The sequence below is a fragment of the Salinivibrio sharmensis genome (assembly GCF_001995985.1).
Lineage (GTDB): Bacteria > Pseudomonadota > Gammaproteobacteria > Enterobacterales > Vibrionaceae > Salinivibrio > Salinivibrio sharmensis.
This window is the reverse complement of record NZ_MUFC01000004.1, coordinates 228,006-252,753: the sequence shown is the minus strand read 5'-3', so window position 1 is coordinate 252,753 and position 24,748 is coordinate 228,006. Positions and strand designations below refer to the sequence as shown.

At 49.9% G+C, this 24,748-nt stretch carries 19 protein-coding genes and 1 CRISPR repeat array (1 of these 20 running past the window's edge); of the genes, 7 read left to right on the top strand and 12 right to left on the bottom strand.

Features of this window, described 5'->3' with window-relative positions; all coding sequences use genetic code 11:
- Positions 1-1,548: direct repeats of the CRISPR family, unit length 29 nt; unit sequence CGGTTCATCCCCGTGGGCACGGGGAACAC; it reaches 3,305 nt to the left of the window's first position.
- A 78-nt stretch (positions 1,549-1,626) separates the two neighbouring features.
- The 10 genes from cas2e to BZG74_RS05960 form a co-directional block, all read right to left on the bottom strand.
- Entirely contained in the window at positions 1,627-1,923 is a 297-nt protein-coding gene (cas2e, locus tag BZG74_RS06005) for a type I-E CRISPR-associated endoribonuclease Cas2e (RefSeq protein WP_069589326.1), read from the bottom strand.
- A gap of 3 nt (positions 1,924-1,926) precedes the next feature.
- Positions 1,927-2,847, bottom strand: a complete 921-nt coding sequence (cas1e, locus tag BZG74_RS06000) for a type I-E CRISPR-associated endonuclease Cas1e (protein ID WP_077771783.1) — start codon at positions 2,845-2,847, stop codon at positions 1,927-1,929.
- A gap of 27 nt (positions 2,848-2,874) precedes the next feature.
- Complete coding sequence (cas6e, locus tag BZG74_RS05995; RefSeq protein WP_077771782.1) at positions 2,875-3,543, bottom strand: type I-E CRISPR-associated protein Cas6/Cse3/CasE; 669 nt, start codon at positions 3,541-3,543, stop codon at positions 2,875-2,877.
- Positions 3,530-4,279 (bottom strand): type I-E CRISPR-associated protein Cas5/CasD, encoded by a 750-nt coding sequence (cas5e, locus tag BZG74_RS05990; protein WP_077771781.1) that lies wholly within the window; start codon positions 4,277-4,279, stop codon positions 3,530-3,532. The genes cas6e and cas5e overlap by 14 nt, the downstream gene beginning before the upstream one ends.
- Before the next feature lie 12 nt (positions 4,280-4,291).
- Positions 4,292-5,326, bottom strand: a complete 1,035-nt coding sequence (gene cas7e, locus BZG74_RS05985) for a type I-E CRISPR-associated protein Cas7/Cse4/CasC (RefSeq protein ID WP_077771780.1) — start codon at positions 5,324-5,326, stop codon at positions 4,292-4,294.
- A gap of 16 nt (positions 5,327-5,342) precedes the next feature.
- On the bottom strand, positions 5,343-5,900 hold the full coding sequence (gene casB, locus BZG74_RS05980) for a type I-E CRISPR-associated protein Cse2/CasB (RefSeq protein ID WP_077454965.1): 558 nt from the start codon (positions 5,898-5,900) through the stop codon (positions 5,343-5,345).
- Positions 5,900-7,504, bottom strand: a complete 1,605-nt coding sequence (gene casA / locus BZG74_RS05975) for a type I-E CRISPR-associated protein Cse1/CasA (RefSeq protein WP_077771779.1) — start codon at positions 7,502-7,504, stop codon at positions 5,900-5,902. Before casA ends, casB begins: the two co-directional genes overlap by 1 nt.
- The gene (locus BZG74_RS05970) at positions 7,501-10,230 is read right to left on the bottom strand and encodes a CRISPR-associated helicase/endonuclease Cas3 (RefSeq protein ID WP_077771778.1); all 2,730 of its coding nucleotides are present in this window, start codon (positions 10,228-10,230) and stop codon (positions 7,501-7,503) included. Before BZG74_RS05970 ends, casA begins: the two co-directional genes overlap by 4 nt.
- A gap of 199 nt (positions 10,231-10,429) precedes the next feature.
- Positions 10,430-11,545 (bottom strand): glycine cleavage system aminomethyltransferase GcvT, encoded by a 1,116-nt coding sequence (gene gcvT / locus BZG74_RS05965; protein WP_077771777.1) that lies wholly within the window; start codon positions 11,543-11,545, stop codon positions 10,430-10,432.
- A gap of 64 nt (positions 11,546-11,609) precedes the next feature.
- Positions 11,610-12,212 carry a helix-turn-helix domain-containing protein gene (locus tag BZG74_RS05960; protein WP_077771798.1) on the bottom strand — a complete coding sequence of 201 codons (603 nt, stop codon included), beginning with the start codon at positions 12,210-12,212 and terminating at the stop codon, positions 11,610-11,612.
- Between the two features lie 583 nt (positions 12,213-12,795).
- Between BZG74_RS05960 and BZG74_RS05955 the strand changes: the two genes are divergently transcribed.
- The 6 genes from BZG74_RS05955 to BZG74_RS15550 all read left to right on the top strand — a co-directional run bounded on the left by BZG74_RS05955 (position 12,796) and on the right by BZG74_RS15550 (position 20,223).
- A complete protein-coding gene (locus BZG74_RS05955) occupies positions 12,796-14,196 on the top strand; it encodes an L-serine ammonia-lyase (protein WP_077771776.1) in 1,401 nt (466 codons plus the stop codon).
- A gap of 26 nt (positions 14,197-14,222) precedes the next feature.
- On the top strand, positions 14,223-15,521 hold the full coding sequence (locus BZG74_RS05950) for a serine hydroxymethyltransferase (RefSeq protein ID WP_077771775.1): 1,299 nt from the start codon (positions 14,223-14,225) through the stop codon (positions 15,519-15,521).
- Between the two features lie 165 nt (positions 15,522-15,686).
- The gene (gene gcvH / locus BZG74_RS05945; RefSeq protein WP_077673249.1) at positions 15,687-16,064 is read left to right on the top strand and encodes a glycine cleavage system protein GcvH; all 378 of its coding nucleotides are present in this window, start codon (positions 15,687-15,689) and stop codon (positions 16,062-16,064) included.
- A 15-nt stretch (positions 16,065-16,079) separates the two neighbouring features.
- Positions 16,080-18,944 carry an aminomethyl-transferring glycine dehydrogenase gene (gene gcvP / locus BZG74_RS05940; protein WP_077771774.1) on the top strand — a complete coding sequence of 955 codons (2,865 nt, stop codon included), beginning with the start codon at positions 16,080-16,082 and terminating at the stop codon, positions 18,942-18,944.
- Positions 18,945-19,011: 67 nt separating this feature from the next.
- Complete coding sequence (locus BZG74_RS05935; RefSeq protein WP_077771773.1) at positions 19,012-19,923, top strand: substrate-binding periplasmic protein; 912 nt, start codon at positions 19,012-19,014, stop codon at positions 19,921-19,923.
- Between the two features lie 126 nt (positions 19,924-20,049).
- Complete coding sequence (locus tag BZG74_RS15550) at positions 20,050-20,223, top strand: DUF6435 family protein (protein ID WP_108744072.1); 174 nt, start codon at positions 20,050-20,052, stop codon at positions 20,221-20,223.
- On the opposite strand, the gene BZG74_RS05930 is transcribed toward BZG74_RS15550, so the two are convergent.
- The gene (locus BZG74_RS05930) at positions 20,220-22,031 is read right to left on the bottom strand and encodes an ABC transporter transmembrane domain-containing protein (RefSeq protein ID WP_077771772.1); all 1,812 of its coding nucleotides are present in this window, start codon (positions 22,029-22,031) and stop codon (positions 20,220-20,222) included. The genes BZG74_RS15550 and BZG74_RS05930 overlap by 4 nt on opposite strands.
- Before the next feature lie 29 nt (positions 22,032-22,060).
- Positions 22,061-22,486: a nitric oxide-sensing transcriptional repressor NsrR gene (gene nsrR / locus BZG74_RS05925; RefSeq protein ID WP_046075700.1), complete on the bottom strand. Its 426-nt coding sequence runs from the start codon at positions 22,484-22,486 to the stop codon at positions 22,061-22,063.
- Between the two features lie 209 nt (positions 22,487-22,695).
- Between nsrR and BZG74_RS05920 the strand changes: the two genes are divergently transcribed.
- On the top strand, positions 22,696-24,639 hold the full coding sequence (locus BZG74_RS05920; RefSeq protein WP_077771771.1) for a sensor domain-containing diguanylate cyclase: 1,944 nt from the start codon (positions 22,696-22,698) through the stop codon (positions 24,637-24,639).
- The last annotated feature ends 109 nt before the right edge of the window (positions 24,640-24,748 follow it).

The window sequence follows — 24,748 nt, the reverse complement described above, 5'->3', positions numbered from 1 at the left end:
CCCCGTGGGCACGGGGAACACGCGGTAGGCTTTTGACGGCCACATCAGGCAGGCGGTTCATCCCCGTGGGCACGGGGAACACCAAACGTGCCGCACAGGCTCGCCGTGCGCGCGCGGTTCATCCCCGTGGGCACGGGGAACACCGTAACTGATATAAGCGGCGGTGTTGTTTTCGCGGTTCATCCCCGTGGGCACGGGGAACACCGAATGGCGTATGCCACGTCCTGGCGTACTAGCGGTTCATCCCCGTGGGCACGGGGAACACTTGAAGTAGTGAATTCGGTGGCGGACATAGTTGCGGTTCATCCCCGTGGGCACGGGGAACACGCCTCGTGGGTAGGTCAAGAACGCGGTACCAGCGGTTCATCCCCGTGGGCACGGGGAACACTGGTTAGTGAATGCTGTATAACCCCATTGTTCCGGTTCATCCCCGTGGGCACGGGGAACACCAATGGGCAGGGCGCGAGGCTGCTTCTAATGCCGGTTCATCCCCGTGGGCACGGGGAACACTCGGTATTAGGGCCGCTCGGTGAGGGCGTGAGCGGTTCATCCCCGTGGGCACGGGGAACACAGCTCTATATCAAGATCGGTGAGTGTCGTTTTCGGTTCATCCCCGTGGGCACGGGGAACACTTGCTGGTTTTTTTATGCGTGTCGTTCGCACACGGTTCATCCCCGTGGGCACGGGGAACACATTTCACCTCGCTTAACATTCAATACAAATCACGGTTCATCCCCGTGGGCACGGGGAACACCCACGCCACGGTGCCCGACTCGATAACGCGGCCGGTTCATCCCCGTGGGCACGGGGAACACGTAAACAAACGACACGTTCATGTCGTATTGCGCGGTTCATCCCCGTGGGCACGGGGAACACATTCGGTCACGAACCGCCGGAACATCTGCAATGCGGTTCATCCCCGTGGGCACGGGGAACACGTGCGCTTTCAGTGCGTTGTACAGCGCAAGGCCGGTTCATCCCCGTGGGCACGGGGAACACGTGAGCCAATCCACCAACTCTTCGAGAATCGGCGGTTCATCCCCGTGGGCACGGGGAACACCTTACGCCATGAATATCACCAATAGTTGAATACGGTTCATCCCCGTGGGCACGGGGAACACTGTCGTTTGGATAGTTCATCATCGAACCTGGGCGGTTCATCCCCGTGGGCACGGGGAACACACAATACAGAAAGTAAAATGACCGTAATACAGCGGTTCATCCCCGTGGGCACGGGGAACACCTCGCTCATAATAGTCTCGGCTACGGTAGTAGCGGTTCATCCCCGTGGGCACGGGGAACACCCGTTCGGAGACTATGAGGGCAAGCTCGCAGGCGGTTCATCCCCGTGGGCACGGGGAACACGTATGGGGGCTGGGCGATGGCAACAAGCAAGCCGGTTCATCCCCGTGGGCACGGGGAACACTGGTCGGGGTTTCGCGTGGATGAAGAAAACGGCGGTTCATCCCCGTGGGCACGGGGAACACGTTATCTTCCGGATTCGCCGATTGGCTGGCCGCGGTTCATCCCCGTGGGCACGGGGAACACTCTAAGCGGATAGTACTGTTTTATATAACAAAAATCGACCTGCATTTTTCTACCAACTTTTTAAAGAGCAAACTGGGCTTATTTATCCTCATCACTCGGCTTGAATACCACCAGCCTTAAACCATCCAAATCGACAGGCTCTCGGCGATTCTCACCATAAGTTTGAAAGTCAAAACCTGATTCATTATTCACCGCCCAACACATCACCACGTTGCCTACATCAGCGAGTTCAGTTATCTGCTCCCAAATCATTTCCCGCACGCGACGTGTTACATCGCCCACATAAACACCAGCGCGAACTTCGAGCAACCAGACAGCAAGTCTGCCACGTAATCTTGGCGGTACGGCTTCGGTGACGACAACAAGCATACTCATTATCTAGCCGCTCCTATGTCCGCTATCACCGATTGATTTTGGCTCAGGTATAGCTGGTGGTTGAGCGTCATGAGGCGGTTCAGGTGGTGTAATATCACCGGCCGCTAATACCTCTTCGATCATCGGAATAATATTTTTCAATAACTTGCTAGTTCTAAAGAGTTCACGACAAGCAAGGCGTACTTGTCTGTCAGGTGCTGCGGGTGAAGAGGCGGCAACTTTGAAGGCGAGTGGTACGACCGTGTCAAACTTAACAATGTCTGCAATATCATAAACAAACGAAAGTGGTTTACCCGAGTGGATAAATCCAATCGCCGGCGCGTAACCAGCTGCTAAAATAGCCGCTTCAGTCACGCCATAAAGGCAACTGGTCGCCGCACTAATACATTGATTGGTCACATCGCCTTTATCCCAGTCATTTGGATCATAGTTGCGGCCATGCCATTCAACGCCGTATTGCTTGGCCAATATTTTGTAGCTGTTGCGTACTCGAGCCCCTTCAATTCCACGTAATTGTTCAACACTACGTCTTTGAGGCGCCGGCTCACCAAATCGTAGCTCAAACATTTTACGCACGACTTTTAGACGTAAATCAGGGTCAAGCGCAAGCTGCGCTTGGTATAAAAGACGATCAGACCGCGCACCGCCAGGTTGCCCCACAGAATACAGTCTCACCCCTGCTTCACCGACCCAAATCAATAATGTACCCGTTGTTGCCGCGAGTTTAACCGCAGCATGACTGATGCGCGTACCCGGCTCCAACATAATGCATACCACTGAGCCCACCGGGATATGCATTCGTTCACCATTAACCTCATCAATCACAACAAAGGCACCATCACGCACATCAATGCGCCCCATCCCGACAAAAACCATCGAACGCCTGTCTTTTACCGGGATAGGTTTCAACGGAATGAACCCCATGGTGCCTCCATATTTATTGGCCAATATCTATGCAGGCCGAATCAGCATTAACCCACAACCCATAGCTTTGGCGCGCCCAAAACCTTTTGCATATTGTTCCAAAAAGCGTTCGCTGTCTTGGAGCGTTAAAGTACCGCGAGCATTCACACTCGAAAACTGCACATGCGCGCCACTCTTTTTCCAGCTTTGATGTTGGGTATATCCCTCAATCGTTGGCACGTTATCGAATGTTATACCCCACTGCGACAATCGATTTTCATCACAAAGCCATTGTTGCGCGGCCTGATCCATAGTTTCCTGCAATGCGATAGCGCTTACTTCCCCCACTTGCTTTTTCGCATGCATAAGGACATCGTGCCGCTGTCGCTTTCCTTTTGCATCTGTCACACAAATCGTCGGGTTAACCCTTAGCTGAAAGTGAAGTCGCTGACTATTGTATAACTGGGGCGAAAATGGCTTGATTTGGAGGTCGAACACACCGGTTTCATCTTGTGGTGGAATAGTAGAAAGCACATAAAACAGAGGCCGTCCCGTGGCTTGATCTTGCTCCTCTCGATATATAAACGGTCGTTCACTCGCATGACGAAAGAGTTGCCAAATGATTTGGTGAGCACTATATGCACCATTGTGGCCAAATTTTGAGATCAGTTTAACTGCTTGTGCGGATGAAAGTAGCCGGACTTTAGACAGATACATCATTGGCCTCCTTTACCGTCAATTGATGCATAACACGTTGTTTAAACTGCCAACGACCGCGATTGATAGGCTCATCCCAAGGGTGGGTGGTTAATACGCGCTCATCATCAATTTCTCCCACATCGCCTTCCCAAAAGTAAGTCGCATAAGGTGTCGCCCCCAGCCAGAGTGCATCGCTTTTATTCGATGCTGTTATCGCTGGAAAATCGATATCTAATGCTGACTTTAAATCAGCATTGGCCACCAAGGTAGGTTGTAGTGGTAAGGCCGGTGGACATGATTTTCTCCCCAAAGAAAGGGGATACACAGGCTTTAACAACGCCTTTTTTAGCTCGTTTAATGACATCGTAGCCGAGGGCGAGAGCCACACTGCAACTACCCACAAACCGTCACAACGATAATCACGTTTTGAGAGCACAGTTTGTAGTTTCTTTCCCGTTTTTAATTCACTTTGGCGCGTGCGATGTATGCGCTTTTTATCGTGACTCGGCACCTGCGCGGTATGGTAGTCACGCAAAAGCGAACCCGGTACACACTGTTTGATGCCGATACATACGCTTTGTTGCAAGCTCAAAAGCTGCGTCTCATCATCCCGTTTTATGCCAAGTGCCGCCCCAAGTAATCCAAGTACGGCTGAACGCGACGGATACGCGCTGGTGGGTCTGTCGCCACCAACGGCTGGCTCCCCCCAACTGGCTAGCGGTCCATATAGTCGAAAAACAAGATAATCTCGCATCTTGCCTCCCACTTATTCTGTAACGAAGTTGAGTAGTTCATCAAACGAGCCGCTACCCTCAAATACATTTAATGCATAGCGGCTATCTGCACACTCACCATACACTTGATCGAATTTTTGCACTTGATCGTTGAGCGCCGCTACGGCCGCTTGACCTTGATCGGGATCGTTAATGGGTTTAAGAAACGCTACCGATAATTGTCTTGGCTGGTGTTCGCCTTTCTCGGCTAAAACAAAACTCGCGTAAGCACGTGAAGCAAAGCTATTTTGTTTTCCTGAAGGTGCTACTTTAACCGCCGCTTCCGTCAGGGCTTTGATCGCGCTATCGGCAAGTGCCTCATCGCCCTGCAAGTTGTCAATCAACTGCGTTTTGTTGATGCAGATATAGGAATAGAATAAAGCGGCCGCAAAACCCGCTTCGCCAAGGTGAGCGGAGCCCGCATCTTCCTCTTTGTTGTTCAAATCATCCACAGCAGTGAAATAATCATCTTCCACAACCACGCTATGAACACTCAATGCATGCGCAACTTGGCAGGCCGCTTCTACGTTAGACTCCTTAGAAGCGGTTAACATACGGCCAAATAAGGCGATGTCGGCTGCTGCATGACCCGCTTTTAATAGATCCAGTTCTTCTTTTTTGGGCGCACGATTTTCTTCTGCTAATACCGCAACCAAAGAGCGTGCAGCATCTTGCTCTTCTGGGCTAATATGAACAATTTGCTTAGTGTCTAATTGATCTTTTTCAATGTTACCAAAAACACCCGCTATCTCTGCCGCCCATACTTTGGCGGATTTTTCGGTAACACCTTGTTCGACAAGCTCACTGTATAACTGTCGGCCGAAACGTTTGGTCCGAACCCCAATTTTACCTGCCAACGCCGTTTCAAAAACTTCCGATGTCCGCCAATGACGTTTTAAACTTTGCGAGCTCACACGCAAGCGCTCAAATCCGCCCATTTTTGCGGTTTTGGGCCGACCTAAATCGTCACGGTTCAGATTAGAAGGCGCATACGAAGTCAGTAGGTGTAGTTGAATAAATTGGCTCATTCTCTTTTCCTTTTTTCTATTTAGTTCCCGCTGCGCGGTAATAGTCCATTGCCCATTGAACAGTGATGCGTTTATCTGCTTGGCGAGGATAAAATTGGCTGTGTTCCCCAAACCATTGATAGATATCTTTCGCCAAAGATGAAACCAAAACACTGTGATCAAGCTGATGCAGGATCCTCCTTAAACGGCGCAGAAATTCATCCGGTGTCTTGGTATCTTGTAGTTGTGCAAAGCGCAGCTCACTCACTCTCGATTTATCACTCTGTGCTTTGCTCCCCGCCGCCGTCGCCAGATTGTGTGCGCTATCATGCTTCACATGTACTAGCGCACCAGCAATAGCTGCCCAGCATTCCATGTCATTTGATGTGGCATGCTCCGTTATAGGCGCAGGCAAGCTTTGCCATAAGGCACGAAACCCTGGCGTCAGCATAACGGCGTCAAGATCTCGACAACGTTTTAGCTGTGCTTTTTGTGCGTTTGGGGCTGGCGTGATACCTTTTTTGTATAATTCATTCGGTGATAAGTACATACTTTGCCACCAGCGTAAAACACTATGTTGTAGTGTACTATCCATTAGGCGATCTCCTTATCAATCGCAATATCGTGTTCACGAATAAATGCTTTTATATCTTTACTGTTAAATAGCCACCAGCTCAGAGTCTGTCTCGCTTTAATCCGTCTCGCCATATTCCTCGCATTACCCAGCTCAGTCATGGCATAACCATCAAATAAGTCGAAACATACAGCGCGTAATGTGTTGAGCCATTTTTTTGCTTGTTCCGGGGTTAAGCTCTCGTCTTCTTGCTCTATATTTTCAATCAACTGCGACACGGCAGTAAAAAAACCAGACTCCGTCTTCTGCCAGAACGCGAGATCGATAAAAGATGTATCGCCTTTCGCATCCTTTGGACGATCAAACCACGCATTTTTAATTTGGTCGCGTAGCTGATTAAGACTTTTTACCGATAAATCTTGCAGTGTGTTAACTTCTAGTACTATTTCATTTTTCTTATTTAAATCCAAATAAAAAATGGGAAAAGTGGAAGAGTACCAGCCGTCGACACGAGCACTATTATTTATATCATAGCCAAACATCCATAATCTTGGGATATGTGGATCAACACCATCTTGACTATTTAAACGTAATGAGTAGAACCTATCAACTACTTGTGCGCACTTCAGACCATAAGAATCGTGATTAAGAAATAATGACGTCCAGTTTTTATGGTAAAATTCGTTGCAATGCCCGCCAAATGGTAAATATTTATTCTCACCACTTTCCTTCTTAACTCGATAAGGCGTTAGAGGATGAATCCAATTTCCCTTATAACTATTCCCATACCCTTTAAATTTACACGATGATACTGAGTATGATTTTTCTCCCGAGATATCACAGCATGCAACTCTATTTTCACAAGATAGTCTTATTCGATATGGCATTGCCCAATACATGTGTAAGGGGTGAAGGGTGGATGGGTATATTTCAGAACCTGGCTTATCACTTACTTTCGTTTTTCCTAACCAAGGAAAAACAGAAGCATCGCTAAAACATGGTTCATTATATTTAAAGTCTTTCCGATTAATAATATTAAGCCAGAGCTTATGCCAAAGAGTAGACTTGGTATTAGTAGGCATAATCAAGGTTGTTAGAGGACCAACTCCCCTTAATCCGGCACGCCCATTTTTACACCCACGATTTGGAACGGTATTAATTTGAAAAGTAAACAAAGCCAACGCTGCCATTTCGAGAGACAACACTTGGCCAATACCCCGCTTGATAAAATGATCGGTATTGTTCTTTATGCCGTTTGCGCCAGGCGCTTCTATCAATAGCCCTGAGACCGTGGTCGATGGCGCATCCTCGAGGGAGTCAAAATCCTGCATAAATAAGGGACCTTCTCCAACCACATTAAAGGCGTGACTGACCTGATTAAAAGCTTCTTCCAAAACAACATCGGCCGGTGGCGTTTTAAAGTAATGGTGCCATTGTGACAAATCTTTTGGCGCAAACGCGGTTTGTAATAAGCCAATAGCAAACTGATACGCTGCGCCATAAAAATCGGCCCTTGGTAGTGAAAAATCTACGACGTCGGGATCACATATCGCAGTGATCGGCCGTTTCTTAATGTCGCCATTACGATGGATATAATCCAACCATGGGTCTTGAATTAAATTCATGTCGCCTCCTGTGGCCGCTCGTAAAATCCTTTTTCCTCGCTATAAGCAAAGCGAGAATCGTTTTCGGGCAACCAAATTTTCATATATTTCACATGAGGGTGTTGCTCGATCAACTTTGTCAATGTAGGCTCAAGCCGCTCGGGCAAAGGCGCAAGTTGTTCAGCGTACTTTCTTTTTGACAGCTTGACCGTACTCAGCGCCACTGCAAATCGATTGTCTTTTGCTATTGGCACTAGTTCACCTTCTTGTTCGTTAACCAGCAAAACGTCCACGGTTTCTATGTCGTTATAGCGGGTACTAATATCTGTTTCATCATCAAACCAATAGTCTGCACTGCGATCACAATAACCATATTGCCAATCAATACATTGCGACTGTGCTCTCGCGCCAATACTGTATGTTTTCCCCAAATACTCTTCTTCCATAGGTTGGAGCGCGGTTGGAATTTGTGCTAGTGATTCATCACTGTAAACGGCTTCAACCAATTCACGTGCATGCGTTGGCATGCAGATTTCGCCTAATTGGCGTAGTTTTCTAAGCCCCAACCAAAGTCGTCCAGGTGAGCGATAAACAAATTGCGTGGGTTGAAAGTGACGACTTAGCCAGTCGGCTTTCGGCTTGTCTTCCCAAGAGGGGGCATGAATATAGAGAACGGGAGGGTCGCGTTCGTCGTCACCTTGCGCAATATAGACACCTTGTTTGTTTCTTTTATGACGGTGCAAACGTCCCGCGCGTTGGATCAAGTCATCAATCGGACAAATATCGGATATCATCACATCAGCGTCAGCATCTAAGCTCTCTTGAAAAACTTGAGTCGCAACTAATACACGACCTTGACGCTCTGATTGCGAACTGCTTTTTCCAAAATTGTCGAGAACGGTTTTCTCAATATTTTTTCGATCGGCTAAGATAAATCGGCTATGAAATAAATGGCACCGTTCCGGATGATCAAGCCGACTCATTAACGTTTCATACGCTTCACGTGCATCATCCACGGTATTTCTTATCCAAACCACGCATTGCCCTTTAGCAACCGCCGTCAACACCGTTGCTAAACAGTCATCAAACTGAGTGAGCATATCTACTGCGACCGCACGTTTTTGTTTAGCTTGCCGAGCAATAGCGGTTTCTTTCAGCGCTGGGGCTTTATCAATCGCCACTTGGGTAGCTAAAGGGAAGTGATCCTGACTCGGCATCACAGGGGCTAAACCGGCGGCTTGCTGCCAAACTTGACATAAGCGTTGCCGTTGTTGCTGAGATAAGGTAGCCGTTAACAATATAACCGAGCCGCCCTGATGCAGATGCAATGATAATAAGCTTTCCAACAAGGCGAGCATATATTCATCCGCTGCGTGGATTTCATCAAAAATCAGGATCTTTCGGTTTAACCCCAGCAAGCGCAAAGATTGGTGCCGACGAGGCAGAACAGCGAGCAACGCTTGATCAATGGTGCCCACGCCAACAGGTGCCAACAACGCTTTTTTGCGCGAATCCGCAAGCCAAGCATTACATTGTGCCGTCACGGTTGCATCACGCTGGTGATAGTTGCTATCTACCGTACCTGTGGTGTGCACCATTTCTCGAAATCGGTCATTCATATCACGGGCACCGTGTGCCAGCGTAATACTGGCTTGTTCTCCCTCACCAAGTTTCACCATTTGCGTATAGTGATCGGCGACTCGATCAAACATGGCATTGGATGTCGCCATGGTCGGCAAGCCAAAATAAAAACCATCGGCCGCGCCTGCGGCCATGAGTCGATGTGTGAGTGTGAGCGCGGCTTCAGTCTTCCCTGCCCCTGTCATATCTTCTAAGATAAACAGCTGAGGTTGGTCGTTGATTTCTACCGACGCCGCCCAAGCCTGCAAAGGTGTTGGGGAAAAGGGGAAGATATCGGAAAAGGCACCAAAAGGTGTCACTGTCGGTGTGCGAGATAAGTCGGTATGGCTTAATGCTTGTTCGGCACACGCCAGCGCACAATGCCAATACTGTTCAAGCGGTTGAGGCTGAGAGACGTAGGGAAAAAAGTGAGTATCTGAACCCATCCAGTCCGCCAGTACGGCCAGCCCTGCTAGTTGCCAGCTCACTTGTTCAAGTCGCGTTCGCCAATCAGCAGACGACAATATCTCAATATTAATTTGCGGCTGAAACAGTTCACTCACATCGGCAATAAATGCTATCACCGCATCATGGTTACGCACTTCTGTAAAAGACTTAATCCATGGCGGCATTTGCCGATTGATTGGCTGACCGTGATGTCCCAATACACATTGCGCCAGCACGTCAACTGCTTCATAGATGGCTATTTCATCATCCATTGAACCGAGCGATTGACCACAAATAGCTTGAACTATCTCAGTCTCATGCTGCTGCCAGAAATAATACCCTAGCCTGTCATGTCGGTATTCTCGCCCGTCATATTCTTTTTTACTTCGAGGGTTTAATAGGGCAGCGGAAACACTGAGGTTCAGTTCCTGAAATGCGGACGCATACTTGCCTAAGTCATGAAGCGACATCATGAAACACCATAGGGTTCGTAGCTGTTCTGGAGAGAGTTCGAGAAATTCCGCGATGGCTTTCGTGAGCGGCCGCTCTTTATGAAGGAGGCGATAGCTAACGGCCGCTACGTCCAAACAGTGATAGGCCAGCTGGTGATAAGCATCTCCGCCTCCTAAATCAGCACTGGCTTTTCCCCAATAGGAAAAATAAGGCTTATCGTTATCCACAACCCATACCCAAGTCCTACGCTTTTATAGACGCTAACATAGGCATATTCAGCCAGCAATTTAGCCATTTGAGTTATGTGAGTTAGAAACGAATCGAAACAGTCGCGGTATAATGTCATTAAAAATGAAGATGGCACATCGAACCCCTATTCACCATAATCAATAAGTGATGTGTGCCATCTATATGAGTAACAATCATTTAACCGCGATAATACCGCTGCGGTACAAAGGGCATTTTTTCGACTGTCATGGGCAGTTTTTTGCCACGTACTTCCGCGTATACCTCGGTGCCGGGGGCAATGAACGCAGGAGGGAGGTAACCCATTGCCACGGGCATGCCTTTGGTGGGGCCAAAGGTGCCGCTGGTGACCACGCCGATTTCATTATCGTCTGCATCAAACAGCTTGCTGCCTTCACGCACAGGGGCTTTGCTTTGGCCCACAAGGCCAATCCGCTTGCGGCTCACCGCTTTGGTAGCGATTTGATCGAGTATTTTCCCCTCACCGGGGAAGCCACCCGCACGCTCACCATCCGCACGGCGCACTTTACTAATGGCCCAAATCAAGGTTGCTTCAACCGGCGTCGTGGTGGTATCCAGATCGTGCCCATACAGGCAAAGGCCGCACTCAAGGCGTAGTGAGTCACGCGCGCCGAGCCCAATCCATTCCACCTCATCGTGAGCTAACATGGCTTTGGCGAGTGACTCTGCATGTTCGGCCGGGACAGACACTTCAAACCCATCTTCGCCGGTATAACCTGAACGACTCACTACACACTCAATGCCATTAATCTCAACAGGTTGAATGTCCATGAACACCATGTCATTAACCTTCGAGTTGAATATCGCCAGCACTTGCGCCGCCTTCGGGCCTTGAAGTGCCAATAAGGCGCGATCCTCAAGCACCTCGACGGAGACATTCCCTTTCAAGTTATCGCGCAGGTGCTGAATGTCTTGTGCTTTACATGCCGCGTTGACCACCAGAAAAAGGTAATCGCCGAGGTTGGCAATCATCAAGTCATCCAAAATGCCGCCCTGCTCATTGGTGAATACGGCATAACGTTGTTTACCTTGAGGGAGATCCAACACATCGACTGGGACGAGCGCTTCTAATGCTTTGGCCGCATCCGCGCCGTGAAGGCGGATTTGCCCCATATGAGAAACATCAAACAACCCGGCATGCTCACGGCAATGAAGGTGCTCTTTGCGCACACCCAGCGGATACTGGACCGGCATGTCATAGCCAGCAAAAGGGACCATTTTTGCGCCCATATCAAGGTGCAGGCTGTGTAACGGGGTCGTGAGTAACTCTGCCATTATTCTCTCCATATTGTGCCAGCGGGCATCTTGCCCACGTTAAGCAATGCGTTTATGTGGTTGGTTAAGACGCCGTTACCCATAAGATCAGTGCATCGTCATCACTGACGGAAGCTAGCATGTGTCCCATGGTGGCGTCGTAATATACGCTGTCACCCTCATTGAGCGTGATCGCTTCATAAAACTCAGAAAAAAATTGGATGCTGCCTTCCAACACCAATAAAAACTCTTCACCGTCGTGTCGAATCCAGTCGCTATAATCCTCAAAAGCACGTGCCCTGACCCGCGACTTAAACGGCATCATTTTTTTATTGCTTAGCTGTGTTGCCAACAATTCATGCTCGTACGTGCCAGTGGGATGCGCTTTACCCTGACCGGCAAACGTCACATCTCGCCGTCCCGTAGCTTGCCGTTTTTTGGGCGGGGCAAACAACTGCGGGATATCAATGTCCAATCCGTGCGCAAGTTTTTGCATGGCTTGAAAGGTGGGAGATATCTGCTCATTCTCAATTTTGGACAAGGTTGAACGCGCCAAGCCTGTGCGCTGGCTGGCCTCTTCAAGTGTCAGCCCTAACCCGACCCTCACCGCTTTTAAGCGCGGGCCCAAACGCAACGGCGCAATAGGCTCACTCGCTTCCCCCTCGCGCAGCGATCGTTCAACCTGCATCGACGGGTACACATCCTGTGTTGATTGGTCTGTTGTCACCAGCTTTTCGCCTCTATCGGTTTGTCCCACTGTGTTTAACGCTTTAACACTTTTAACAAAAAAGTTTCCTATCGGAAAATAGCGATACCATAAACGTGACCTCGCAAGCGAATTGGCAAAGAAGCACGACATTCGATACGTAGTCAACGTGGCAGCATTGAACATTAAACACTACTAAAAACAATGATTTAAACGTTTACATGGCACAATAACAGTGCTAGCCGCTGACAAAGGCTTCGTGTTGTTAATGCTGCCTATTTGCAATTTACCCTAGTTTAAGATAAAAAGGCAAACGTTTGCTTTGCTTGGTACGTGGCCAACAGAGCAAGGTTTTGTCTCCATGATCACAACATACGTTTCTTATTGGAAATTTATTTTGCGGAAAAGTGAACGCTTAGGTACGTTAACAAAATGTTTAAATCAACAGTAAGCGTAGAATCATCGCGGATCTGTTGAGTGCAACGTGAAGCAATGTCGACATCGCCGATGTCAGGACAACATAAATAATGACAACAACGTACCTTACTGATTTAGGAGACAGGCCATGAGTCACAGCATGTTTGACCTGTTTAAGATAGGCGTCGGGCCATCTAGCTCACACACTGTCGGCCCGATGGTTGCCTGCGCACGCTTTACCCAATATGCGGCGCAAACGCTGTCCATGACCGATATCGACAACGTCAGAGTCGACCTATACGGTTCGCTGGCGTTAACCGGTAAAGGCCATGCAACTGACGTGGCATGTGTGATGGGGTTAATGGGCGAAATGCCTGCCACCATCGAGTCAGATGAAATCGATACCATGACCAAAATGGTCAAAAATGGTGGCGAGCTTCCTTTTGCGGGGCGCCACTATATTCGATTTAACTGGGAGGCAGATATTGCCTTTCACTATGAGAAGGTGCTGCCCGAGCACCCCAATGGCATGACGGTAAGCGCCTTTACCAACGCAGGAAAGTGCCTTGTTCGCAAAACCTATTTCTCGGTAGGCGGTGGCTTTGTGGTGGAAGAAGGTGAAACGGATGCGCTGGCGACTGATTTCACTCCGCCGTATCCATTTGAGAGCGCGGCGGAATTACTTGAGCAATGTACAAAAACGAACATGACCATCAGCGAGCTGATGTTCGCCAATGAGGTGGCACGCGCGCAATATCACGACACCAAGGCCACACGCGACACGGTCAATCAAGCGCTCGACCATATCTGGCAAGTAATGCGTGAGTGTATTGATCGCGGGATTAAACAAGGCGGCGTGCTGCCAGGGGGTTTGAACATCAAGCGCCGGGCTAAAGGCATGTTCGAAGCGATTCACGATAAACAAGCCCATGGGTTACCGACAGATACCAATGATTGGGTCAACCTCTTTGCGATGGCGGTCAATGAAGAGAATGCCGCCGGTGGCCGAGTGGTCACCGCCCCAACCAATGGCGCCGCGGGCGTGATCCCTGCCGTGCTTGCTTATTACGATAAGTTTGTATCGCCCAATAACCCAGATGGCATCCGTACCTTTATGGCCACCTCCGCGGCTATCGGCTCTTTGTACAAGACCAATGCCTCTATTTCGGCAGCAGAAGTCGGTTGTCAGGGAGAAATTGGCGTGGCGTGCTCGATGGCGGCGGCAGGATTAGCAGCAGCCATGGGTGCAAGCAATCAACAAATTGAAAATGCGGCAGAAATCGGGATGGAGCATAACCTAGGCCTTACGTGTGACCCGATTGATGGCCTGGTGCAAGTCCCCTGCATAGAGCGCAACACCATGGGCGCTGTAAAAGCGATTAACGCCACCCGATTGGCAATGGGTGGCGACGGTGAACACCATGTCTCACTCGATAGCGTGATTAAAACCATGCACGAGACAGGGCTCGACATGATGAGCAAATACAAAGAAACCTCACAAGGTGGCCTCGCCACCAATGTGATCCCGATTAACGTCGTGGCCTGTTAGCCACCATCGCCAATAAGGAAAGCGCAATGAAACCGAGCTACCCGAATGTAGAATTGGAGCAGTTTTTCTCCACCAACTTATCGGAATCCGATGGTGCTGTGATGTCGGCCGTGCAGGCCGAACACAAACGTCAGCAACAACAAATTGAACTGATCGCCTCAGAGAACATCGTCTCGCAAGCCGTCATGCAAGCGCAAGGCACCTGCTTAACCAATAAATACGCCGAAGGCTATCCGGGCCGCCGCTACTATGGCGGCTGCGAGCACGTTGATGAAGTCGAAGCCATCGCCCAGGCCCGCGCAAAACAGCTGTTTAGCTGCGAGTATGTCAACGTACAGCCGCACTCTGGCGCACAAGCCAACGGTGCGGTGATGCTTGCGCTGCTGCAACCTGGTGACACCATTTTAGGTATGTCGCTCGATGCCGGCGGCCACCTCACTCACGGCGCGCGCCCTGCGCTATCGGGTAAATGGTTTAATGCCGTACAGTACGGAGTGAGCAAAGAGAGCTTAGAAATTGATTACGATGAGGTTGCGGTGCTGGCTCGTGAGCATCAACCCAAGATGATCATCGCTGGTGGCAGCGCGATCCCGCGTCCGATTGATTTTGCCCGTTTCCGCGCGATTGCCGATGAGGTAGGCGCCTACCTGATGGTTGATATGGCGCATATCGCTGGCTTGGTTGCCACTGGTGCCCACCCCTCGCCACTACCCCATGCGCATGTGGTCACTACTACTACCCATAAAACACTGCGTGGCCCGCGCGGTGGCATGATCCTGACCAATCACGAAGACATCAACAAAAAGATCAATTCGGCGGTGTTCCCCGGCCTGCAGGGTGGTCCGTTGATGCACGTGATTGCGGCTAAAGCCGTCGCATTTGGTGAGGCGCTAGAGCCTGAGTTTAAATTGTATATTGATCAAGTGGTTGCTAACGCCAAAGTCTTGGCCGAAGTACTACAAACACGTGGCTGTGACATTGTCACCGGCGGCACCGATACCCATTTGATGTTGGTTGATTTACGCCCCAAAGGCTTAAAGGGCAACCAAACTGAGCAGGCGCTCGAGCGTGCTGGGATCACCTGTAACAAGAATGGCATCCCCTTTGATACCGAAAAGCCAATGATCACCTCCGGCATTCGCCTCGGCACCCCCGCTGGTACCAGCCGCGGTTTTGGCACCGAAGAGTTCCGCCAAGTTGGTCAGTGGATTGGGGACGTGCTCGATGCTTTAGTCGAGGCACCAGAAGGCAACGCCGAGGTTGAGGCACGCGTGCGTAAAGAAGTGCAGCAGCTGTGTGCTCGTTTTCCGCTTTATCGTCAGTGATAAGGATATGAAGCAACTCGCGAAATAATCTCGGCATCGTCTATCACGATTGCAACCAGCACAAGCAAGACACAGGAGGCGGTGTAATCACCCAAACGCCGTCTCAATTTACATTGTAAATCGCTCAACGATTGAGCAGCTCGTATTAAAGCAGGAGAGTAACAAATGGACGCGACACTAAAGTTTTCTGAAAGCCATGAGTGGGTCAAAGACAACGGCGATGGCACTGTCACTATGGGGATCACCGATCATGCCCAAGGCCTGCTTGGCGATGTCGTGTTTGTCGATCTGCCTGAGGTGGGCGACAGTACTGAAAAAGGTGAAGGCTTTTCATTGGTGGAATCGGTGAAAGCCGCGTCGGATATCTATGCCCCCGTAGACGGTGAAGTGGTAGCCATTAATGAAGATCTGGAAGATAGCCCAGAACTGGTCAACGAAGAACCTTTTGAAGGTGGCTGGATTGCCAAGATTAAGCTGGCAGACGACACCAACTTGGATCATCTGATGGACGCGGACGCCTATACCGCCACAATCGACGACTAATTCAGGACGAATACCATGACGCAGACTCGTTTACTCGATAGCCTGGTAGCCGATAATGATTTTATCGCGCGCCACAATGGCCCTGATACCAATCAGCAAAACGCGATGCTGGCAGCGATCAATGCCACCAGCCTCGAGCACGTGATTGAAGAAACTGTCCCTGCTGACATCCGCTTACCACAGCCTCTTAACCTCAGCGCTCCTAAAAGCGAAACCCAGATGCTGGATGAGCTAAGTGACATTGCCGCGCAAAATACCATTAAGCGCAGCCTGATCGGTCAAGGCTACTACCACACGCATACTCCACCGCCTATTTTACGCAATGTGCTAGAAAACCCGGGTTGGTACACGGCTTATACCCCTTATCAGCCCGAGATCTCGCAAGGCCGGTTAGAATCGTTGCTGAACTTCCAGCAGATGGTGATGGACTTAACGGGGATGGATTTGGCGAACGCGTCACTGCTCGACGAAGCTACTGCAGCCGCGGAAGCCATGACCCTGTGTAAACGTGGCGGCAAGCACAAAGGCAACGCCTTTTTTGTTGCCAGCGATGTGCACCCACAAACCTTGGACGTGATTAAAACGCGCGCCAACTTCCTCGGCTTTGACATCGTTGTTGATGGCACCGACACACTGAACCAGCACGATGTATTTGGCGCCCTGCTCCAGTACCCGGGCACCACCGGTGAAGTGCGCGATCTCAGCGCGCTTATCGCGGAAGCGCAAAGCAAGAAGACCTTGGTCGCCGTCGCCACCGATCTGCTTTCACTCACTTTGCTCAAAGCACCGGGTGAAATGGGCGCGGATGTGGTGATTGGCTCAGCACAACGCTTTGGTGTGCCCATGGGTTACGGGGGTCCACACGCCGCCTTTATGGCGACACGCGACAAGCTAAAACGCACCATGCCTGGCCGCGTGATTGGCGTATCGGTCGATAGCAAAGGCAACCAAGCCCTGCGCATGGCGATGCAAACGCGCGAGCAACATATTCGCCGTGAAAAAGCGACCTCGAATATTTGTACCGCCCAAGCATTGCTCGCCAACATGGCTGCTTTTTACGCGGTCTACCACGGCCCCGACGGTTTGAAGAAGATTGCCCGCCGTGTACATCATCTGACCGCGCTGTTCGCCAAATCGGTACAAGCGGCCGGCTTAAACCTCGCGCACGATAGCTTCTTTGATACCGTCACGCTTAATACAGGCGAGCAAACTGATACCTTGTACCAAAAGGCGCAAGATGCCGGTTTTAACCTGCGTAAACTGGATGGCCAACTCGGCGTGAGCTTTGATGAAGCGAGCACGCTGGCAGAAGTCAATCAATTGCTTACCGCGCTCACCGGTCAAGGCAATGCGGAAGCCGTGTCGAGCGACATTGAAGCAGATGAATTTGCCGCCATTCCTGCCGCATGCCGCCGAAGCAGTGCATACCTGACGCACCCCGTCTTTAACCGCTATCACAGTGAAACCAAGCTGATGCGGTATATGAAGGCGTTGGAAAACAAAGACTTCTCCCTCACCCACGGTATGATCCCGCTGGGAAGCTGTACCATGAAGCTGAACGCCGCGGCCGAGATGATCCCTGTTACCTGGCCAGAGTTTGGCGCCCTGCATCCGTTTGTGCCATTGGAGCAAGCCAAAGGCTATCAAACACTGGGCAAATCACTGCGTGACATGCTGTGTGAAATCACCGGCTACGACGAGATCTCCATGCAGCCGAACTCAGGCGCACAAGGGGAGTATGCGGGCTTGATCGCGATTCAGCGCTACCATGAAAGCCGTGGTGACAGTCACCGCAACGTGTGCTTGATCCCAAGCTCCGCGCACGGCACCAACCCTGCCTCCGCGGCGATGGTCTCAATGAAAGTGGTCGTGGTTGGTTGTGATGACGATGGCAACATCGACATTGACGATCTGAAAGCCAAGATCGATAAACACCGCGATGCGCTCTCGTGCATTATGATCACCTACCCATCGACACATGGTGTGTACGAAGAAACCGTGCAGCAAGTGTGCGAACTAGTGCACGAGTCAGGCGGCCAAGTTTACTTGGATGGCGCCAACATGAATGCGCAAGTGGGGCTGACAACGCCGGGTTACATTGGCTCAGACGTCTCGCATCTCAACCTGCACAAAACCTTCTGTATTCCCCACGGTGGTGGCGGCCCGGGCATGGGACCGATTGGCGTGAAATCGCACCTTGCGCCTTTCCTCCCCGGTCATGTCGAGCAAGGCGACGAATTTGCCGTCTCGGCTGCACCAATGGGTAGCGCCTCGATTTTACCTATTTCATGGGCGTACATTGCCATGATGGGTGAACAAGGCCTGACCCGCGCGACCGAGTTGGCGATTCTCAGCGCCAACTATGTAATGGAGCGCTTGCGTCCCTACTACCCCGTGCTCTATCGCGGCAAAAACGGACGCATTGCGCACGAATGCATTATCGACATTCGTCCGCTCAAAGAGGCATCCGGCATCAGCGAAGAAGATATTGCTAAACGCTTGATGGATTATGGCTTCCATGCGCCGACCATGTCGTTCCCGGTCGCGGGCACCCTGATGGTTGAGCCGACCGAAAGTGAAAGCCAAGAGGAATTGGATCGCTTCTGTGATGCCATGATTGCCATCCGCGAGGAAATTGCCAAGGTGCAAGACGGTGAGTGGACGCTGGAAGACAACCCATTGGTCAATGCGCCACATACCCAAGCAGATCTAATGGCTGACGAGTGGTCCCACGCCTATTCACGTGAGCTGGCTTGCTTCCCATCTGCTCATAACAAGGCAAGCAAATACTGGCCATCAGTCAATCGTGTCGATAACGTCTACGGTGACCGTAACCTCATTTGCTCTTGCCCTAGCATTGAAAGCTATATGGATGAGTAATCCACTCCGTTAACGGACACAGTGATGTTAATGGCGAGCCACTCGGCTCGCCTTTTTTGATTGCTTCGTGCTATCCAACATTGCGATTCAACAACCTGTAGTGACAGCTTTGGCCAATCCCGCTCAGCGAAATTTTTCCCCGCCTTACCGCTTGCTGGCTAAACTTAAAGTAATGCACCATTTTACTGAGAGTGATCAAGCCTTGCTGAGTCTATGTCGACGCCCTGTTGTACGTGTGCTATTGATGGTACTGCTGTTGGGAATGACCGGAGTAGTCCATGCTGCTACGGCAACCGTGCGCTTAGTCACGTTAGAATACCCTCCCTATATTCAAACCTCGGATGGCTCACTGGATGGTGTAGCGGTGCGGGTGGTCAGTCGAACCTTCGCCAAGCTAGGCTATGACGTCGAGATTGAAGTGCTGCCATGGGCGCGAGCACTCTACCAAGTCCGAACCGGCCTAGCGGACGGTATATTCACCATTTTCAAAACATCAGAGCGCGAAGCCTTTCTCGATTACTCTGAGCAGATTTTATTCCAACAAGGGATCCGTTTTGTTCATCGCCCCGATGTCAGTGTCTCTGAAGATGCTATTCAATCGTTCAATTTTGACGCTTACTCCGTCTGCGTGATCAATCAAGTCAGTTACGGCAGCCGAATGGATACTGCCTTGGCGCAAAATCAATTCGATCAGGTTTTCCGGCTAACTCGCGCGCCACAGTGCCTTCGGATGTTGGAAAGTGGCCGAGCACGCTTGTGGCTCAGCAACCATTTTGGAGCACGCGCGCTGATTAGTCAGCTGAATATGAAGGGTATTGTCGAGATCAACCCCCACCCGATTGAAGACACCCCCAGTTACATTGCCTTTTCTAAAGTGCAAGGGCTATCAGCTCTGCGCGACCAATTTGATCACGCGTTAGCAGACATGAAAGCCACCGGAGAGTACCAAGCGATCATTGATGACTTTTTTAATGATTAACCGCTGACATTCCTGCAGAAGGTTTTATCGCGCACCCACTTTGAGCCGCTAAAAAGCAGCCGCTTATCATCCAAGCTCACCCTCACACCGTAGTGGAGCATGTCAGTTATCAACAAAGGACACGACATGCTCTCATTTTTAAAGCCAAATCCGGTTAAAAAGCTAAAAAAGCAGTACGAAGCTAAGCAACAGCAAGCCTTTGAGGCCCAGCGCAATGGCGATATCAGAGGTTACTCACTACTCACCGAAGAAGCGGAAAAGATTGACCAACAAATCAAAGAATTGGAAAACAACGCTTAAGGATGCGATGGCTGACTAAATTGCCGTTTTACCAAGCGTTGATACAGAGGGCAGCGCGCCAGCAAGGCGGTATGGCTGCCTACATCAATAAGTTTGCCTTGATCCATCACTACAATGCGGTCGGCATGCTGAATGGTCGATAAGCGGTGAGCGATAATCAAGGTCGTGCGGTCCCGCATTAAAGCTGCCAAGCCTTGCTGCACCGCATGCTCACTTTCACTATCGAGTGCACTGGTGGCTTCATCGAGCAACAAGATCCGTGGGTCTTTAAGAATCGCGCGAGCGATCGCAATTCGCTGTCGTTGGCCGCCCGAAAGCCGCACGCCTCGCTCACCTAGAAAGCTGTGATAACCATCCGGTAATTGCTGAATAAAGGCATCGGCGTGCGCTTGCATGGCCGCCTCTTTCACCGCTTGCTCACTGGCATCTGGCCTGCCGTAGCGGATGTTACCTATCACATCATCGCTAAACAGGGCGGGTTGTTGTGGCACCAGAGCCATTTGTTGGCGCAACGCTTGCGGGGACAAGCTGCGGATATCTTGTCCGCCCAACATAACCGCGCCTGATTGCGGATCGTAGAAACGTTGCAATAATTCAAACACGGTGGTTTTCCCCGCTCCCGATGGCCCTACTAACGCCACGACTTCACCGGGCTGAATAGCAAGGTTCAGCGTATCAATCGCCGGTTGATGGGACCGCGTGGGATAATGAAAATGCACCGCTTCAAAGCGAATATCATTGCTCAGTGATTGGGCATCGACACTCGGTGAGGTAGAAGGAGTGCGAATATGGCTTTGCACGTGCAACAGCTCCACCAAGCGCTCCGTCGCACCTGCCGCGCGCTGCAACTCCCCCATCACTTCCGACAAGGTAGCCATCGAGGAGGCAACCATGATGGCGAAAAATACAAAGGCGCCCAAATCGCCTGCTGACATGGTATCTTGAATCACATCGCGACCACCGACCCATAACATGCCAGTAATGGCGCTGAACACAATCACGATCACGCCAGAAATAAGAATGGCTCGTTGTTTCACGCGCTCGCGTCCGATGTGATAGGCACGCTCCACCTCTTGCCCAAATGCGGCTTTGGCGTGATCTTCTACTGCGAAGCTTTGCACGGTTTTGATATTGGTGATGGCTTCACCGGCATAGCTGCCTACATCAGCCATCGAATCTTGGCTTTGCCGCGACAACGCCCGCACACGACGGCCATAGATAAGTATTGGCACCAAAATAAAAGGCACGGAGGCCAGCACAATCAAGGTCAGTTTAATATTGGTGGCAAACAGCATGATGATGGCGCCCACGCACATCAGCGCACTGCGCATCGCCATGGAAAAGGAAGAGCCGATTATATTTTGCAGCAAGCTAGTATCTGTGGTGATACGCGACATGATTTCGCCACTGCCATGGGTTTCAAAATAGCTCGGATGCAGGCCAATTACATGATCAAACACCGCTTGGCGAATGTCGGCACTGACCCGCTCACCCACTGACGACACCAGATAGAATCGGAAGAAGGTGCCGATCGCGATTAATACCGTGATCAGCAAAATAAACTGTACCGCATTCCCCAGCTCAACCAGTGATTGCTGCGCAAAGCCTTGGTCAATCAAAAGCCGAACGCCGTGTCCAACCGACAGCGTTAATGATGCAGTAAACACTAAGGCCAGCAAGGCCGCACTCACTTGCCAGCGATAAGGACGAATAAACGCAATCAGCTCCCACAGAACCGTCAGGTTTTTACTGTTGCGACTTGAAGCAGATGGTGTCGAGGCGGTGTGTGTTGAAGCGGAATTGGCCATAAGCTCTACTTAGTGCGGTCCTTGCACATTTAGGGGCGGGTGAGCAATATCATTAACTCGCGATTGTCGTTGATAAGCGCATCGATGGTGCATGCATCCAACTCCTTTAAAAAGGCTTGTTTGGCTTTCGCTAAACGCTCTTTTAAGCGGCACGCTGGAGTGATATGACAAAACTCAACCGAGCAATTGACGAGTTCCAACGGTTCAAGATCGCGTACGACTTGCCCCACCGTGATCGCGGTCGGCGCTTGCAGTAGACGAATCCCCCCGTTCTTTCCGCGCACCGTTTGAATATATCCCAACTGCCCTAACCGGTTGATGACTTTCACCATATGATTGCGCGACACACCAAACAAACGTGTCACCTCAGTAATGTTGGTAAGCTCACCCTCTGGCAAGGAGGCCAGAAAAATCAACGTGCGAAGCCCGTAATCTGTAAAGCTGGTTAGTTGCATATGTGCCTCTTGCTGCTCCGCCAAATTGTAAGTCTTCACTCAGTGAAAACAAAGCTATCGTCACTGTTATCATCGTCTTCTTGTCTCACTTTTTCTAAGAAAGGTTAACCAAAAACAGTTTAAAAAAGTCGACCACATTCAACTAGACAGCCAAGACTAGTCTACTATGCATTGAGGAAAGGTGTAATGTGTTGGTTTAGGGGAAAAGAATGACATCAATATTCAAAGGCTCTACATTTTACAAATATTTGATTTCATTTGTTATTTTTGGAATTCTGATCGTAGCAATCACGAATGCGCTCAACTACTACCATCTCAACCAGATATCAAAAGGGATCATAAAAGACCAAATCGACTTTCAATTTGATCGGGTTGGAAACACGACGCGCACGCTGATTGGCTCTGCTGAGCTCACCGTAGTGAACGCGGCGCAGAGTGACTTTATTGATAGTTACCTGACAACCAAATCTCCAGATGCAAAAGAAAACCTTCAGCGCTATCTGCTCGGCTTGGCGCGTGCTAACGCCGCTATCTTTCAACTGCGGCTACTTGACGTGAATGGCAATGAGATTATCGACGTTTATAAGCCCAACAGCGCAAACAGCGCAAACAGCGCAAACAGCGCCTATCGAATTGAGAAACCGGAGCAATTGCAAGACAAGTCGGACAGCCGTTATTTCGCTGAGCTACAAACGCTTTCTGACGACACTACCTATTATTCCAGTATTAACCTCAACAAAGAGTTTGGTGAAATTGAACGCCCACTTCGACCCACATTACGCGTCGCTCGCCCTGTGATTTCGCCAGTGACGGGAAACCGTGCCGGTTATATTATTGCTAATATGAACGCCTCGTACCTGCTCGGTATCTTGGTGAACAGCGATAAACTAGATATTACTATCACAGATAAGGATGGTTTTATCCTTACATCGACTAACAGCGAATATGACTTCAGTCGCTATCTTAATAAATCACCCACGGTGCAAACAGAAATCGCATCACTGAGAGAGCAGCTTTTATACAGCGACGGCTCTGTTTTCCAATATGATCTGGATAACCTAATTAAAAATGACAATGGCTTGGTGCTTTACGCACGTGCATCGCAAAATTTCACCAATCAACTCACCGCCGAAGCGATAGAAGGGGCACTTCAGTCAGTTATTGCGATTCTAGTATTGGCTTTTCCTGTTGCGTTTTTAATTGCAAAGTCTCTATCAAAAACAGCCAATGCTTTGCAAGAAAACATAGAAGAGAACAAGAAGTACAGCAGCATTATCGATCAATACATTCCTATTTTAGAAACCGACAAAGAAGGCATCATTATTGGCTGTAATGATGCAATGTCCGTGCTTTCTGGCTATCGACGCCGAGATGTCATTGGTGCACCCGCTTCTATTTTTCAGCATGATGCATGCGTACCCTCCGACTTTACCCAGTTGTGGACGAATTTAAAAAACGGGATCAGTTGGAAAGGTGAGTTTCACAATAAAACCGCACAAGGTGAAGAGTTTTGGCTGCAGACCCATATTATGCCCAATAAAAACGAAGCAGGAAAAGTGATTGGTTATATTGGTATCGGCGCTGATATTACCGATAAAAAACTGTTGGAGCGTCGCTCTGAAGTCGACAGTATGACGGGGCTGTTTAATCGTTTAAAAGGCAACCATATTTTAGAACAACAGCTCGATAATGCCTCGTACACGGGCAAGTCGTTTGGTGTGATTATTCTCGATGTCGATCACTTTAAACAAGTGAATGATACCTATGGCCACCTTGAAGGTGATCTGGTCTTAAAAGACGTTGCCAACATTCTAAAGTACAACGTGAGAAGTACAGATTATGTCGTTCGCTGGGGCGGCGAAGAATTTTTAGTGATTTGCCCCAATCTTGACTTAGCAACGTGCGTAAAAGTGGCAGAGAAATTGCGCGTGCAAGTTGAAAGCTTCCCGTTTGAAGGCCAAGCAACCGGTATCACGGTCAGTGCCGGCGTCGCGGTATTTACGGGCGCTTCCACCATCAACGCGTTACTGGCTGATGCGGACAACTTTTTGTATCAAGCCAAAGAACAAGGCCGTAATCGCGTGGTTTCCGCACTATCAAAATACACCGCTGAAACCCATATATCAGCAAGTGATATGCAAAAAAGCTCATAGAAATTCCTCCTCTTTCACCTAGCAGGACTCAACGATTGAGTTCTGCTAGGTTATAACTAACATACTGCTTAACAAACACTTTTTTGTTCTCTGTTTTCTCTTCACATTT

What these genes read in the sequence shown, in the direction of transcription:
- cas2e (WP_069589326.1), bottom strand. Translation starts at nt 1,923, where the DNA reads ATGAGTATGCTTGTTGTCGTCACCGAAGCCGTACCGCCAAGATTACGT.
- cas1e (WP_077771783.1), bottom strand. Translation starts at nt 2,847, where the DNA reads ATGGGGTTCATTCCGTTGAAACCTATCCCGGTAAAAGACAGGCGTTCG.
- cas6e (WP_077771782.1), bottom strand. Translation starts at nt 3,543, where the DNA reads ATGTATCTGTCTAAAGTCCGGCTACTTTCATCCGCACAAGCAGTTAAA.
- cas5e (WP_077771781.1), bottom strand. Translation starts at nt 4,279, where the DNA reads ATGCGAGATTATCTTGTTTTTCGACTATATGGACCGCTAGCCAGTTGG.
- cas7e (WP_077771780.1), bottom strand. Translation starts at nt 5,326, where the DNA reads ATGAGCCAATTTATTCAACTACACCTACTGACTTCGTATGCGCCTTCT.
- casB (WP_077454965.1), bottom strand. Translation starts at nt 5,900, where the DNA reads ATGGATAGTACACTACAACATAGTGTTTTACGCTGGTGGCAAAGTATG.
- casA (WP_077771779.1), bottom strand. Translation starts at nt 7,504, where the DNA reads ATGAATTTAATTCAAGACCCATGGTTGGATTATATCCATCGTAATGGC.
- gcvT (WP_077771777.1), bottom strand. Translation starts at nt 11,545, where the DNA reads ATGGCAGAGTTACTCACGACCCCGTTACACAGCCTGCACCTTGATATG.
- BZG74_RS05960 (WP_077771798.1), bottom strand. Translation starts at nt 12,212, where the DNA reads ATGCAGGTTGAACGATCGCTGCGCGAGGGGGAAGCGAGTGAGCCTATT.
- BZG74_RS05955 (WP_077771776.1), top strand. Translation starts at nt 12,796, where the DNA reads ATGAGTCACAGCATGTTTGACCTGTTTAAGATAGGCGTCGGGCCATCT.
- BZG74_RS05950 (WP_077771775.1), top strand. Translation starts at nt 14,223, where the DNA reads ATGAAACCGAGCTACCCGAATGTAGAATTGGAGCAGTTTTTCTCCACC.
- gcvH (WP_077673249.1), top strand. Translation starts at nt 15,687, where the DNA reads ATGGACGCGACACTAAAGTTTTCTGAAAGCCATGAGTGGGTCAAAGAC.
- gcvP (WP_077771774.1), top strand. Translation starts at nt 16,080, where the DNA reads ATGACGCAGACTCGTTTACTCGATAGCCTGGTAGCCGATAATGATTTT.
- BZG74_RS15550 (WP_108744072.1), top strand. Translation starts at nt 20,050, where the DNA reads ATGCTCTCATTTTTAAAGCCAAATCCGGTTAAAAAGCTAAAAAAGCAG.
- BZG74_RS05930 (WP_077771772.1), bottom strand. Translation starts at nt 22,031, where the DNA reads ATGGCCAATTCCGCTTCAACACACACCGCCTCGACACCATCTGCTTCA.
- nsrR (WP_046075700.1), bottom strand. Translation starts at nt 22,486, where the DNA reads ATGCAACTAACCAGCTTTACAGATTACGGGCTTCGCACGTTGATTTTT.
- BZG74_RS05920 (WP_077771771.1), top strand. Translation starts at nt 22,696, where the DNA reads ATGACATCAATATTCAAAGGCTCTACATTTTACAAATATTTGATTTCA.